The sequence below is a fragment of the Desulfovibrio sp. 7SRBS1 genome, from assembly GCF_049723905.1.
Taxonomy (GTDB): Bacteria; Desulfobacterota; Desulfovibrionia; order Desulfovibrionales; family Desulfovibrionaceae.
Genome location: NZ_JBJKFD010000001.1, coordinates 3,576,060 through 3,589,679 on the forward strand (window position 1 = coordinate 3,576,060; position 13,620 = coordinate 3,589,679).

10 protein-coding genes are annotated in these 13,620 nt (G+C 58.1%); 5 read left to right on the top strand and 5 right to left on the bottom strand.

Annotated elements, in window-relative coordinates:
• The first annotated feature begins 70 nt into the window (after nucleotides 1–70).
• Entirely contained in the window at nucleotides 71–727 is a 657-nt protein-coding gene (locus ACI0FJ_RS15945; protein ID WP_424304951.1) for a hypothetical protein, read from the top strand.
• 16 nt (nucleotides 728–743) lie between these two features.
• Nucleotides 744–1,292 carry a GNAT family N-acetyltransferase gene (locus ACI0FJ_RS15950; protein ID WP_424304953.1) on the top strand — a complete coding sequence of 183 codons (549 nt, stop codon included), beginning with the start codon at nucleotides 744–746 and terminating at the stop codon, nucleotides 1,290–1,292.
• 118 nt (nucleotides 1,293–1,410) lie between these two features.
• On the opposite strand, the gene ACI0FJ_RS15955 is transcribed toward ACI0FJ_RS15950, so the two are convergent.
• Nucleotides 1,411–2,511 (bottom strand): linear amide C-N hydrolase, encoded by a 1,101-nt coding sequence (locus ACI0FJ_RS15955; protein ID WP_424304955.1) that lies wholly within the window; start codon nucleotides 2,509–2,511, stop codon nucleotides 1,411–1,413.
• Nucleotides 2,512–2,892: 381 nt separating this feature from the next.
• Here ACI0FJ_RS15955 and ACI0FJ_RS15960 point away from each other — a divergent pair, with 381 nt between their 5' ends.
• Nucleotides 2,893–3,669 (top strand): DUF169 domain-containing protein, encoded by a 777-nt coding sequence (locus ACI0FJ_RS15960; RefSeq protein ID WP_424304957.1) that lies wholly within the window; start codon nucleotides 2,893–2,895, stop codon nucleotides 3,667–3,669.
• Nucleotides 3,670–4,054: 385 nt separating this feature from the next.
• Here the strand turns inward: ACI0FJ_RS15960 and dnaE are convergent, their stop codons facing one another.
• Entirely contained in the window at nucleotides 4,055–7,519 is a 3,465-nt protein-coding gene (gene dnaE / locus ACI0FJ_RS15965) for a DNA polymerase III subunit alpha (RefSeq protein ID WP_424304959.1), read from the bottom strand.
• Between the two features lie 216 nt (nucleotides 7,520–7,735).
• Nucleotides 7,736–9,019, bottom strand: coding sequence for a class II fructose-bisphosphate aldolase (locus tag ACI0FJ_RS15970; protein ID WP_424304961.1), 1,284 nt, complete (start codon nucleotides 9,017–9,019; stop codon nucleotides 7,736–7,738).
• 307 nt (nucleotides 9,020–9,326) lie between these two features.
• On the opposite strand from ACI0FJ_RS15970, the gene ACI0FJ_RS15975 reads away from it, so the two are divergent.
• Nucleotides 9,327–9,722, top strand: a complete 396-nt coding sequence (locus ACI0FJ_RS15975; RefSeq protein ID WP_424304963.1) for a response regulator — start codon at nucleotides 9,327–9,329, stop codon at nucleotides 9,720–9,722.
• 663 nt (nucleotides 9,723–10,385) lie between these two features.
• Here the strand turns inward: ACI0FJ_RS15975 and ACI0FJ_RS15980 are convergent.
• Both ACI0FJ_RS15980 and ACI0FJ_RS15985 read right to left on the bottom strand, forming a co-directional pair.
• Nucleotides 10,386–11,546 carry an FUSC family protein gene (locus ACI0FJ_RS15980; RefSeq protein WP_424304965.1) on the bottom strand — a complete coding sequence of 387 codons (1,161 nt, stop codon included), beginning with the start codon at nucleotides 11,544–11,546 and terminating at the stop codon, nucleotides 10,386–10,388.
• A gap of 2 nt (nucleotides 11,547–11,548) precedes the next feature.
• Entirely contained in the window at nucleotides 11,549–12,637 is a 1,089-nt protein-coding gene (locus tag ACI0FJ_RS15985) for a hypothetical protein (protein WP_424304966.1), read from the bottom strand.
• A 155-nt stretch (nucleotides 12,638–12,792) separates the two neighbouring features.
• On the opposite strand from ACI0FJ_RS15985, the gene ACI0FJ_RS15990 reads away from it, so the two are divergent.
• Nucleotides 12,793–13,575: a type III pantothenate kinase gene (locus ACI0FJ_RS15990; protein ID WP_424304968.1), complete on the top strand. Its 783-nt coding sequence runs from the start codon at nucleotides 12,793–12,795 to the stop codon at nucleotides 13,573–13,575.
• Nucleotides 13,576–13,620 lie beyond the last annotated feature (45 nt).

Below are 13,620 nucleotides of genomic sequence, written 5' to 3' on the forward strand. Positions count from 1 at the left end.
CGTTTTTTGAATGCTACAGGGCAGGGAAGACTTCGGTTTTCCCTGCCTTTTTTGTTTTGGAGGCAACACCATGGAATTGGATCATATCTATATTTGTGTGGGGGAAAAGGCTCCCGAGGGCGACGCCCTGGTGGAGTTCGGCCTGGTGGAAGGCTCGTCCAACACGCATCCGGGGCAGGGCACGGCCAACCGCCGGTTCTTTTTTCATAACTTTATGTTGGAGCTGCTGTGGTGCGTGGACCCGGCCGAGGTCCGGGCAAAAATCACCCGGCCCATCCGACTGCATGAAGCGCTGCTCTCCCCCGAGTCCGACGCGTCGCGATTCGGCATGGGATTTCGGGCGGAAAATGGTGATGAGTCCGACGCGCCCTTTCCGTTCGTCCATTACAGGCCGAAGTATCTGCCCGAGCCGTTGTCCGTGCAGACCGGTTCCCAGCGTCCGGCCACGGAGCCGAACTACTTTTTCCTCAATTTTGTGCAAAGGCCGGACCCTGCTGAAATAAAGGAGCCCATCAACCATCCCAACGGCCTGCGCTTTCTGACCTCGGTGAAGGTCTGGCTGCAACAGGAGGTGCAACTTTCCGATACGGCAAAGCTGGTGAGCAGCCTGCCGGGCGTGGAGATAGACAGGGCAGACGAACAATTGATCGAACTTGAATTCGACCACGGCGAGCAAGGGCTGCGCAGGGATTTTCGTCCTGTTCTGCCACTGGTTATTACAGGCTGAAGAGGAGAGCGGGGCAATGGAAATTGTAACGGAACGCCTTGTGCTGAGGCAATGGAAGGACGAGGACTACGAACCGTTCGCAGCTTTGAATGCGAACCCGCGGGTGATGGAATTTTTCCCCGCGCCGCTCGACCGCGCAACTAGCGATGCCATGGCCGACCGCTGCCGTGCCCTGATTGCCCAGCGCGGCTGGGGGCTGTGGGCGGTCGAGGTGCAGGAAACCGGTCGGTTCATCGGCTATGTGGGGCTCCACGTGCCCACCGCGGAACTGCCGTTCATGCCATGCGTGGAAATCGGCTGGCGGCTCGAATATTCGGCCTGGGGCCATGGATTTGCCACGGAAGCGGCCCGCGCAGCCTTGGAGTTCGGCTTTGGCGAGCTGTGGCTGGATGAAATCGTTGCCTTCACCTTTGTGGGCAACCGCAGGTCGCGGGCGGTTATGGAGCGGCTGGACATGGTCGAGTCTTCCGATTTTTTGCACCCGGCCCTGCCGCAGGGCAGCCCGCTGCGCAAACATGTGCTGTACCGGCTTTCTCATGCGCGTTGGAACGGGCGGGAAGCATAAACAGGAGGGGCTGTTCCCGGCGCAATCCGTCCGGCCTGTATCTCCGCGTGTTTCAATAAAAAACGCCCCGTCAAAGCGTCTGCTCTGCCGGGGCGTTGTGTTGTTGAATGGGGGGGAATTATTTTGCCAGCCCGGACACGTCGTCGTACTTGGCCTTGGTGTGCCACATGGGGGCGATGAGTTTTTTGTCGCCGTTCACGGGCAGCTTGTCCATGCGCACCACACGGATATCCTGGTTGCCGTAGGTGCGGAAGGTGACGCCGCAGCGCGTCAGGTCGTAGACCACGGTCCATTGGGTGTAGTCGTCGTGCTCCTTGCCGTCCTTGTCGAACTCCCTGGCCGCTCCCTTGGGAATGGAGAAGTTGTTGATGAGGTTCCACGCCAGGGTTATGTTGCCGTCCGCATCCTTGGCAGGGTGCACGCTGTTCAGCAAAAAGGCGGCGCGCACGAAGCGGGAGGGCGGGGTGTAGTCGCCGGGCAGCCCGAGCATGCCGGAGCCCTGACCAAAGGCGGTCAGCTCGGCCTGGCCCAGTTTTGCCTGCGGCACGTTGGCGGCATGCAGGTTGATGTAGTTGTTCAGGTTGGCCTGGTGCCAGGTGAATTCCGGCCGGTTGGTGAAGACGCCCACGGGATTGTCGTTGATGACCAGCTTGCCCTTGAGCGGTTCCACGACCATGGCTTTGCCTGTGCCTTCCACGATGATCCAATGCACGCCGGGCACCTGGTGCATGGCTTCGAGATACACGGCGGGGATCTGGATTTTGGCGAGTTTGGCGCGCACGTCGTCCAGGCTGGCGCAGGTGCCCAGCACCCAGGCCACGAAGTCGGCCGGGTTCAGGCTGGTTTTGGCCAGTTTGGGCTGGAACTCGGGATATTCGGCCTGACCCGCGAACCAGAAGCCGCCCACGTACATGTGCTTTTCATTGATGCCGTCAATGGTCAGATAATCCATGCCAAAGCCGTTGGTTCCGATGAATGCGTAGTCGTTTTTCCAAGCCATGCCTTTTGCCTTTTTGGGCATGTCGCTTTGCCAGGACTGGCCGCGCGGTACGAAAAGCATATCGGAGTTCGTGTCAGAGCCGAATTCCATTGTTCTGGCAAATACCACCGAGCCGTCTTGGGCTTTGAGGCGCATGCCGGTGCAGGCCTGGGCGGGAATGGAAGCCAGAGTAAGGGCTATCAGACAAAATCCTGCTATAATTCCAAAGTAATGCTGCATTGAATTCTCCTTTTGTGGCGAGGGCTGTTGTTATTGGCTTGGGGGGGGAAGCGCCACCATGCTGCCTGTTTATCCTTTTTGCAGCGGCAAGAAAAGCAAGGGGGTGCTTCGTTGCAAAAAAACACATAAAAATGTGGTGGTGTATACGTGGAAATGGGGGTTATGGGAAAAAAATCACAAACTTTTCTTGTCGAACACCGTCCCCCAGGCGTATTTAGGGTGCTGAAGGGTTCTTTTTTTCACAAAGCTGTTTTTTGTTTGCTTCCGTGCCCAGGCCCGGTAGCTGTTGAGACCATCGAAGCAGGAGATCTGAGAAAGTCCGGTCCGCTTGGCGCATGCGCACGCGGTCGGGCTTGAGCCATACCTTAGGAGGGAATTTCAATGACGTACAAGGAAATGCAGGACGTATTGATGAAAGAGCTGCGGCTCTATCATTATCCTATTGCCGTGAAATTTTTCTACGACCAGGCCGAAGTGGACGCTTTTCTTGAAGCGGCACCGGAACTCCACACCCCGCTGAAGCCCATGACGTTTTGCCAGTGGGAGATTGCCGCGCGCATGAAAGGGCAGATCGTTTATTCGGATGAGAAGGGACTGGGCTGTGGCAATGCCCGGTACAGCTTTGGCTGGAAGGACCTGGACGACAGCGAGATCAAGGGCCACGCCAAGTACACCCGCGACCTGGACCAGGCAGAACGCTTTGTGAAATCCAAGGCACGTATGCCGGAAGGGTTGCTGGGCGTTGCCGTGGCACCTCTGGGCTCCGTGGAAGGACTGTACGAGCCCGACACCGTCCATTTCTACTGTGACAACATGCAGGCCTATCACCTGGCTGTCGATTATATGGCGGCCACGGATACGCACCCCCTGCACCCGACCATCACCATGAACTCCTCGGCCTGCGGCGGCAACGTCCAGACCTACCAGGCACAGGAATTCAACATGCTTCCCGCCTGCTCCGGCAGCTACAATGCAGGCAAGACCGAGCGCGGGGAAATCAACGTCATCATTCCCGGCAAGCAGTTCGGCAAGGTGGTCGACAGGCTCATGGAACGCATCGAAGCGACCAGCAGCTCCATCACGCGGCCCGGCGACGGTTTTCCCGGAGCGGACATTTGCAAGAACTGTCCGTTGATTGTCTTTAAAAAGGAAAAATAATCGGGAGGGCGTTGCGGTTCTTGCGTCCGTTTTGGCTGCACCAGCACAGGGACGCAGAGATCGTTTTGCTTTTCTTTATACTGTTCCCGCCCGTAACGCGGAATCTGTCCTCGCCGGACATCTTCTTTTTCCATTGTGAAAAAGGAGTTTACAGGGGGCATCGGGCGGGAACTCGTTTCTGAAAAGAAACATAGGGTGGAAAGGGCTGCGCAAGCATTGGGTCCGGTTTCGTCGCGTGGGTTGCTTCGAACGACCGGGCACAAAACAGCTTGCGCAGCCCTTGTTTTGTGCCTTCTTCCGCTCTAGTGAAATATGAAAAAGCTCCGCAGGCACAAGGTGCCTGCGGAGCTTTTATTATCTTGTGCGGGGGAATGTTCCCCTGTCCTTATCCGGCCATTTTCACCCACTCGTCCACATCATGGTAAAACTGCGGGCAGGGCTGCACGCTGTACTTGAAGCCCAGCTGCAACCGGCAGACCGCGTCGTCCACCTTGATGTGCATGTAGATGGGCGCGCCGCCCGGATAGCGGGAGAGGATTTCCTTGAATGGCTCCAGCCGTTCGGGCGCGCAGGCTTCTGCCGTGGCGTAGATGTCCACCGGGTCGGTGGAACCGGCCTGGACGTCGAGCAGATACTTGGCGGACTGGGCAAAAAGCTTGGCCTTTTTGGGGGCGTCGTCGCCTTCCTCTTCGTCCTGGGGCGCGATTTTTGCGGTGACAATGATGGGCTGGTCCGTGGAAAGGATGTCTTTCATCTCCTCGTAGGAGCGCGGAAAAACCAGCATTTCGCAGGAGCCGGTCAGGTCTTCCACAAGGCAGATGGCCATCTTGTCGCCTTTCTTGGTGAATTTTTCCTTGCAGTCGGTGATGATGACCGGAACCTTCACCTCGGTTTCCGCACCGTAGTCTGCGCAGTCTTCCAGGGTGTGCAGGTTCAGACGCTGTATCTCCCGGCGGTGGGCCAGCAGCGGATGGCTGGAAAGGTAAAAGCCCAGGGCGTCCTTTTCCCGTTTCAGCAGTTCCTCGTCCGGCCATTCTTCCATGGTCTGCTCGGTGCAGCTCAGCCCCAGTCCGGGCAGGCAGACGTCTTCGCCGGGCAGCATGGCAAGCATGGAAATCTGGCCCGAGTCTTTTTCCTTCTGCTTTTTCTGGGCCATGGTGACCACCCGCGCAATGCCGTTGAACAGGCCGCAACGGGTAATGCCAAAGCTGTCCATGGCACCGCTCTGCACCAGATTTTCCAGAACACGCTTGGTGATTTTGCGGGTGTTCAGACGGGTACTGAGGTCGAGCATGCTTTTGAAGGGCCCGTTTTCCTCGCGTTCGTGCACCAGCTCCTTGATGGCCTCGTAGCCCACGTTTTTCACGCCGCCCATGCCGTAGCGGATGGTGTCGCCTTCAACCGTGAACTGATAATCGCTCTTGTTCACGTCCGGGCCTGCCACGGTAATGTCCATGTCGCGGCAGGTGCCGATGTATTTGAGAATCTTGTCCTGGTTTTCAATTTCCGAGGTCATGAGCGCAGCCATGAACTCCCGGGGGTGGTGGGCCTTGAGATAGGCCGTGTGGTAGGAAATGAGCGCGTAGGCTGCGGAGTGCGACTTGTTGAAGCCGTAGGCCGCGAATTTTTCCATGAGGTCGAAGACCTCGTTGCCGATCTCGTCGGGAATCTTGTTTTCCCGGCAGCCCTCTATGAAGCGCTTGCGCTGGCTGGCCATTTCGGCCTGGATTTTCTTACCCATGGCCCGGCGCAGCAGGTCACCTTCACCCAGTGAGTAGTTGGCCATGATCATGGCAATGCTCATGACCTGTTCCTGGTAGACGATAACCCCGTAGGTGGGTTTGAGCGTCTGTTCCAGGGTGGGCCAGGGGTAGGTTACCTCCACCCGGCCGTGCTTGCGGTTGATGAACTCGTCCACCATGCCCGAGCCGAGTGGACCGGGACGGTACAGGGCGAGCATGGCGATGATGTCTTCAAAGCAGTTGGGGCGCAGTTTGCGAAGATACGAGCGCATGCCGCCCGATTCCACCTGGAACACGCCGTCCGTGTCGCCACGCGAGTAAATTTCGTAGGTGGCGGGGTCGTCCAGGGGCAGGGTGTCCAGGTCCGGGGCCTTTTTGCCCTGGCGGGTGATGTTGTCCAGGGCGTCCTGCAGCACGGTCATGGTGCGCAGGCCCAGAAAGTCGAATTTGACCAGCCCGATTTTTTCGACCTTTTTGCCGTCGAACTGGGTCACGATTTCGTCTTTCTTTCCCTTGTACAGCGGCAGATATTCAACCATGGGCTTGTCTGAAATAACAACGCCCGCGGCGTGGGTGGAGGCGTGGCGGGCCAGCCCTTCCAGCCTCTTGCAGATTTCCAGCAGTTTGTGGATCTGCGGGTCGGTGTCGTAAAGGACCTCAAGCTCGGGCTCTTTTTCCAGCGCCTTCTCGATGGTCATCTTCATTTCGTCGGGGACCAGCTTGGCGATCTTGTCGGTCTCGCCAAAGGTCATGCCCAGGGCGCGGCCCACGTCGCGCACCACGCCTTTGGCCTTCATGGTGCCAAAGGTGGTGATCTGGGCCACGGAATCCTTGCCGTATTTGGGCACCACGTATTCGCGGATAACTTCCAGGCGCCGACGTTCGCAAAAGTCGATGTCGATATCCGGCATGGAAATACGTTCCACGTTCAGAAAGCGTTCGAACAGCAGATCGTAGGGCAGGGGGTCCAGGTTGGTGATCTTGAGTGCGTAGGCCACAATGGAACCTGCCGCCGAACCACGCCCCGGGCCGACAGGAATGCCGTGGTCCTTGGCCCAGTTGATGAAATCCTGCACGATGAGGAAGTAGCCGGGGAACTCCATTTCGCAGATGACGTTCAGCTCGTAATGGAGGCGGTCCCAGTACTTTTGCTCGTCCACCTCGTAGGTGAGGGCGGCCAGCCGTTTTTTCAGCCCTTCCTCGGCCAGCTTGCGGAATTCGGTCTCCAGGGTCATGCCTTCGGGCAGGTCGTAGACCGGGAAATGCAGGGTTTTGAGGTCCAGCTGCACGTTGCACTGCTCGGCAATGCGCTGGGTGTTTTCAATGGCCTGCGGGCAGAAGTCGAACTCCTTTTCCATCTCCTCGGGGGTACGGTAGTAGAGTTCCTTGGTTTCGAAACGCATGCGCTTGGCATCGTCCACCTTGGCTGCTGTCTGGATGCACAGCAGCACGTCGTGGGCTTCCACGTCGTCGGCGCGCAGGTAGTGGCAGTCGTTGGTGGCCACCATGGGGATGTTCAGTTTCTCGCCCACCTGCAAAAGCATGTCGTTGACCTTGAACTGTTCTTCCAGCCCGTTGGCCTGCAACTCCAGGTAGTAGTTGTCCCCGTATATATCCAGAAATTCGCGGGCCACGTTCAGTCCTGCGTCCATGCCTTCGTTCATCAGGGCTTGGGGCAGTTCGCCCGCCAGACAGGCGGACAGGCAGATGAGCCCTTCGGAGTGCTTGCGCATCAGCTCCTTGTCGATACGGGGGCGGTAGTGGAAGCCCGTGAGATGGCCTTCCGTAACCAGGGCCAGCAGGTTGCGGTAGCCCACCAGGTTTTTGGGCAGCAGCACCAGGTGACGGGCGGCCTGCTTGGACGACTTGGCTGTTTTGTCCGTGCGGTCGCCGGGAGCCACGTAGACCTCGCAGCCCATGATGGGCTTGATGCCGAAGTCGAGCGCGGTCATGTAAAAGTTGACCGCTCCGTACATGTTGCCGTGGTCGGTTATGGCGGCGGCGGGCAGGCCGAAATCCTTGGCGGTCTGGCACAGGTCCTTGACGCGGATGGCCCCGTCAAGCAGGGAATATTCAGTATGGCAATGCAGATGAACAAAATCAGACATATTTTAACTTACCGGAATTGTTAGGCAATTTATAAGATGGGCACTTTGGCTGTTCAAGGGGCCATCGTAGCGAAAATCGTCGTGGGAGGAAACCCGAAGCTTTGCGAAGCAAATGGGGCGGGAAGCGGGCTTTCTGAGCGGCCTGCCGGGGGAATGACGTCCCCCGGCAGACCATTGAGCCATATTTTTTATGAAAGGAATGGAGCGGACAGTACACTAATCGTCGTAGTCGCCCTGTGGTCCCTTGTCCGTGTCGAGCGTTGCGGCCCGTTCCCGGATTTTCTTTTCGGTCCATTGCAGCGGGTCTTCCAGAGTGGATGCCTTGGGGCCGAGGTCGAAGGATTCCGCGCGCAAAATGATGTCCAGGGCGGTCTCCGCGGTATCCTCGGCATTGAAGACGTCCACCAGCAGATGATGGACAAAGCGCTGCACTCCGTCCTCCATGCGTTGACGGACCTTTTCGGGCTGGCCCAGAACGGCATTTTCAAAGGGCAGGTTCAACTTTTTGTAGCCGCCGCCGTTCCAGCCCTGTTTCTGGGCATAGGTGGTCATCCGTTCCCATATCCTGGCGGTCACGCCTTTGCCTTCCACCTTGTCGAAGTCGCCGGAGCGGTTGAACACGGCGTTGCCGTAGTCGTTGACGCTGACGCCCCAGGAAATCATCTGCAGGGCCGTTGCCACGTTCGCCTTGGTGGTCTTGGTGTTGGCGGCAATATCGCGCAGCCGGTCGGAATTGTTGCCTGACGTACCATGCTGGGCACCGGATACGCCGAAACTGGCCAGGGCTTCGTGAATTTCCGCGGTAAGGGGCACGGAGATGCCGGTATCGCTTTCCTCTATGCCGTGGGTGGTGCCGTTGTTCAGGGCTATCCAGTCCGGGTACAGGGAATAGGCGTTCAGCCCGCGTATCAGGAACAGCGCCTCTTCCGGCGTGGACAGACCGGCCTTGCCCTTTATTTCCCCCACCTCGGTCTCGTAGCCTGCCCATTTGGGAATAAGCGGGGCCAGCTCCAGATTCGCCAGCAGGTTGTCCGCATCGGGCAAATGGGAGGCGTCTATGGCAATGGAGGTTATTCCGGCCTCGAACAGCGTGGGGATTTCATCCAGGGCCGCGTCCACGTCGGCGCGGTTTTTTATGCCGTAGTGGTCGGCATGGATGGCCACGGGCACGGTGATGCCCAGTTCGTTCATGGCCTGGTCGGCCTGCATTGCCAGGTTCCAGAAATTGGTGGGGCAGTAGGTGCATTCGGACTTGGCGATTTCCAGAATAATGGCGGCTCCGGCCTGCTGGGCCGCCTTGAGCGCCCCGCGGATAACGCTGCGGTTGCGTCCGTTGGCCGCAATGGTCATGGCTTTGCCTTTGGAAATCATGGCCCGGTCGATGACCTTGCCGCTGACAATAAGGGCACGGGAATTGGGGAAAAGCTTCCGAATGTTGGGCGGTCTGCCCACGCTGAGAGCCTGATCGAACTTTTCAGTATACCGTGAACTCAAAGCCATGCCGTTCTCCCTGTTTTGATGTGCATCGACAGGTGCGTGCGCATTGCGGCTCATGCACGATGAAAAATATGACAAGTTTCAATATATAATGTACATGTACGGCAATAAATGTTCAATGTCACATAAGTGTCTGGAATAGATTGGATCTTTTTTTATGTGACAGCTGAAGCATTCTGTTTTCCTCATCTTGTTGCCGATATTTTTCATGCGCAAATTGGGAAGAGTGAGCAAATCCCCTCTTTGAATAGAATGCGGGGAGCGTAGGGGCGGGCATCCCGAGCATGCCGTTCGTCCCAAAGGATGTACCATGCGGATTTTAATAACAGATGACGATGAAAACCATCTTTTGCTGATGCAGAGCATTCTGGCCCCTTTTGGAGACTGCGACTGTGCATCCAACGGTCAGGAAGCAGTCGATGCAGTGGCCTCTCTGCTTCAGGAACAAAGTACATATGATCTGATTTTTTTGGACATCATGATGCCGGTCATGGATGGGCAGGAGGCGTTGCGGCAGATACGGGCCAAGGAAAAGGAAGCCCGCGTGGAGCCCATGCAGCAATCCAAGGTGTTTATGACCTCCGCGCTGGACGATGCCGACAACGTGTGGGAGGCCCATTTCGGTGGGCTGGCAACGGGATATTTTGTCAAACCCATCCGCCCCAGTGTGGTGGTTCGACGTTTGGAGGAATTGGAATTGATTTAGACGGTGTCGGCAGAATGTTTTCATTTTGCCTCTTGTGTTCGACTGCTCCAACCGCCATTCGGCGGTTTTTATTTTGAGGCGAGTCGTTCCGGTAGTCTAAAATTTTGCCTTTCCTTTCTTCTCTCCCTCTTCCCCCTTACTCCCCGATTTCGCAGGTTGGCTGGAGTGGTGCGAGAACCAGGCGCGAGGGAAACGCAAGACCGACACGTATTTTTAGATATGCGAGGGTTTGGGTTTCCCGCAGCAACGCCGTTATCGAGTCTTTTCCTGTGCTCTTTGGCCCTGCTTTACTGCTTTGCCTTTCCTTTCTTCTCTCCCTCTTTTTCGTTTACTCCCTCATTTCGCAGGTTGGCTGGAGTGGTGCGAGAACCAGGCGCGAGGGAAACGCAAGACCAACGCGTATTTTTAGATACGCGAGGGTTTGGGTCTCCCGCAGCAACGCCGTTATCGAGTCTTTGCCTGTGCTCTTTGGCCCTGCTTTGCTGCTTTGCCTTTCCTTTCTTCTCTCCCTCTTCCCCCTTACTCCCCCATTTCGCAGGTTGGCTGGAGTGGTGCGAGAACCAGGCGCGAGGGAAACGCAAGACCGACGCGTATTTTTAGATACGCGAGGGTTTGGGTTTCCCGCTGCAACGCCGTTATCGTGCCACTCCAGCCAACCTAAATTCAGAAAGGAGAGGTGTCCCGTACCCCCTCGGTCAGCTCCACCAACAGAGCTTCCAGATCGGCCAGTTCCTGGTCCACGGCACGGTAATGCCAGAGCAGGGCGGAAATATTCAGCAATTCGTCTGTTCCGTACGGTTCCAGTTCCCCGGATTTTCCAGCCCGCTGCAACCGGGCAAGAGCGTCGTCCAAAAGTTCGGTCAGGCGGGGCCTGGGCGTTGGGACCGTGTGGTAGCGCACGTGGTCGGTCAGCTCGGAATACGCGTCCAGCAGCACGTCTTCAGCCTGCGTAAGTTGGCTGGCAACGAACCGCAATGCCCCGTCAGAGTCCGAGTCGCGGACAACGGTGTCCATGGAGACCTGAAGATAATAGAGGTGATCCATGCGGCTCTTGAGGCGGCGCATGAGTTTGCGCCACACCGTGTTCAGCCCCGGCTCGCTGCGGGCTTCCTGCAGGGTGTCGGCAAAATCGCCCAGCATGAGGAATGATTCACGCCGGGTAAAGGGCAGGGCGTCACCCGTGGGGCCGTACAGGGCGGTTTCGCACAGGGCCTGGGCATGGCCTGCCAGGGCTTCCAGCGTGAGGGCCAGCATGTCCCGTATCCGTTTACGGGCCTGGTTCGGCCAGATGAAACGCTGGGCCAGCAGCCCGATGACCACGCCGCCAATGGTGGCGTACACGCGGTACAGCCCTGCCATCCAGCCCTCGGGCAGAAAGCGGGCAAAGGCCAGCACCACGGCAAAGGTCATCACCGCCACAAAGACCCGGTAGCGGAAGGCGTTCAGATAAATGGCCGTGCCCGCACCCAGCAGAAGGACCAGCCAAAAATAGTTTCCCTCCGTGCCGAAGAGCAGCAGATAGCCCACGGCTGCCAGTGCGCCGAGGAATGTTCCGATGATCCGGTCCAGGCCGAAGCGCAACGCACCGCCCAATGTCGGTTTCATCACCACGATGACGCTGATAACCAGCCACATCTGGTGGCTGAGGCCCAGCAGTCTGGCCGCGACCACGGCCAGGGATATGGCCAGTGCGGCTTTTGCCGAAAGGCGGAAGACCGGCGAGGACAGGTTGAAGCCCTCGCGTATTTTTTTGAAAATTTCGCGCAGCGGTGGAATGGTCGGCTCGGTTTGCGCCTCGGGCTTGGGGGAAACAGTATTGTCCATATTTACTCGCCCCCCTCGTGGTCGGACAGGCGTTTCATTTCACGCCCCAGGGTTTTGAGCGCATACAGGGCATTGAACGCGCCAACCACGCTTTGGGTGCTCAGAAGGCTGAGGTCGCCCCCGCTGCGGACCGGGTTGACGAGCTGCCGTTCCAGGGAATCGACAATAAGGTCGTAGCGGGAGGTGTCGGGCCAGGGGCCGCCGTTTACAGCGTTCCGGGCCAGGGTGTTGATGGCCTTGGCCGCTTCCTTTCCCGCCAGCCGCGCCTGCTCGGAAATTTCCGCGGAAACAGCCTCTGAAAGGCAGTCCGCATGTTGGGAGAGTGCCAGGATGGCCTTGAAAAGGCGTATCTGAATGATGTAAAGCCGGGTGGCCCAATCGCCGCCAGGGCGTATTTGGCTGTCGGAATAGCCCATGGCTTCGAGGTTGCGGCGGTAGCCGCCCACGGAGTTGCTGGCCCGGGCATGGGACGGATCGCATATCTCGCGCGCTCCGGGAATGCCGCGTACCACGTCCAGCGCGGGCTGCACGTAGTCAGCCACGTCGCTCAACCCCACCCGTCCGGCGGAACGCAGGATGGATTCGGGGTTGATCGGCCAGATGAGAAAATAGATCAGGAACGAGCAGCAGCCCCCAACCAGAAGGGAGAGGGAGCGGATCAGCCCCTGGTCCAGGCTGGCTGGCGTGCTTACGGCAATGGTGCTCAGGATGAGAACCCAGATGGCGGCCTTGCCCACGTTCTGCCCCAGCGTGGCCGAGTAGTAGGCGCAAAAGGCCAGCACAAAGGCGAAGACGCCCGCGCCTACGGGCGAATGTCCTGCCATGGTGGCTATGGGCACGAAAACTGCGGCGCACAGCCCGGTGGCCAGCATGAACAATCGCCGCTGGGTTATGGTGTTACCACCGCGCGCCAGCATAAGGGCCAGCGCGCCTGCCACGCACCATACTTCGGCCAGACGGGGCCACAGTATGGCGGCAAGCAGGGCGCACATCCCGGCCAGTACGGTCTTGAGTGCGAAACGCAATATGATGAAGGCCGGGTCCACAGGGTAGATCCAGCGTTTGTACAACGTTTGAGTCAGTGCGGTCATGGTACGAGTATCCGTATCATCGGCCTTCCCGTCAACTGGTGAGAGTGTGTTTCCCCCGACGGATGGTTGGCGGCAGGTTGGAAAATCGTTTTTTTTCGTCAAAAAAGAATGCCATCCGACTTTTCTTCGCAATACAATTCAGCTACAGGCATGATATGAATGATAAAAATTTACTGTTGGTTGATGCCGGAAACACGAACATCAAATTCGGCATAGCCGTAGGGGACAGGGAACCCGTTTCCTATGCCCTGTCCACGGCCCAGCTGGGCACCTCGGACTCGCTGGGATTTGCCGTGTTGGAAATGTGCCGTCTGGCAGGGGTGACCCCGGAGAGCCTGGAGGCCTGGGTGGTTTCCTCGGTCGTACCGGGCGCGGACGAGCCAATGCGCGTGGCCGCTTCCAGATATTGTGGCTGCCAAGTGTTTTTTGCCAACAAGGACCTCCCCATTCCCATGGAAAACAGGTATGAACGACCTCAGGAAGTGGGTGCGGACCGGTTGGTCAGCGCATACGGCGCGGTACGCTTGTTCGATTCCGATGGGTTCATCGTCATCGACTTTGGTACGGCCACCACGTTCGACCTGGTCAAGGGCAACGCCTACCTGGGCGGACTGATCTGCCCCGGCGTGCTGTCTTCAGCGCGCGGGCTGGCCGCGGGTACGGCCAAACTACCGCAGGCCGATCTGTCGGTTTCGCCGGACGTCATCAACGTGGGCCGCACCACCGCCCAGAGCTTGAGCCAGGGCCTGCTGCACGGCTTCGCCTCCATGACCGAAGGGCTGTGCGCGCGTCTTTCCAAACAGTTTGATACGCCGCCCAAGGTTGTTGCCACCGGCGGTTTTGCCGGGCGCATAGCCAGAGCTGCAAGATGCGTGGACGTGGTAAGGCCGGATCTGTTATTGGAGGGGTTGCGTCTGGCCTACGATGCGAATAAATAATAAGGGTAATAGCCGCAAGGCACTGAATATGTTTTGAATTGCAAC

Coding starts and splice junctions, on each gene's coding strand:
- dnaE (WP_424304959.1), bottom strand. CDS start 7,519: ATGTCTGATTTTGTTCATCTGCATTGCCATACTGAATATTCCCTGCTT.
- ACI0FJ_RS15970 (WP_424304961.1), bottom strand. CDS start 9,019: ATGGCTTTGAGTTCACGGTATACTGAAAAGTTCGATCAGGCTCTCAGC.
- ACI0FJ_RS15945 (WP_424304951.1), top strand. CDS start 71: ATGGAATTGGATCATATCTATATTTGTGTGGGGGAAAAGGCTCCCGAG.
- ACI0FJ_RS15975 (WP_424304963.1), top strand. CDS start 9,327: ATGCGGATTTTAATAACAGATGACGATGAAAACCATCTTTTGCTGATG.
- ACI0FJ_RS15980 (WP_424304965.1), bottom strand. CDS start 11,546: ATGGACAATACTGTTTCCCCCAAGCCCGAGGCGCAAACCGAGCCGACC.
- ACI0FJ_RS15985 (WP_424304966.1), bottom strand. CDS start 12,637: ATGACCGCACTGACTCAAACGTTGTACAAACGCTGGATCTACCCTGTG.
- ACI0FJ_RS15990 (WP_424304968.1), top strand. CDS start 12,793: ATGAATGATAAAAATTTACTGTTGGTTGATGCCGGAAACACGAACATC.
- ACI0FJ_RS15960 (WP_424304957.1), top strand. CDS start 2,893: ATGACGTACAAGGAAATGCAGGACGTATTGATGAAAGAGCTGCGGCTC.
- ACI0FJ_RS15950 (WP_424304953.1), top strand. CDS start 744: ATGGAAATTGTAACGGAACGCCTTGTGCTGAGGCAATGGAAGGACGAG.
- ACI0FJ_RS15955 (WP_424304955.1), bottom strand. CDS start 2,511: ATGCAGCATTACTTTGGAATTATAGCAGGATTTTGTCTGATAGCCCTT.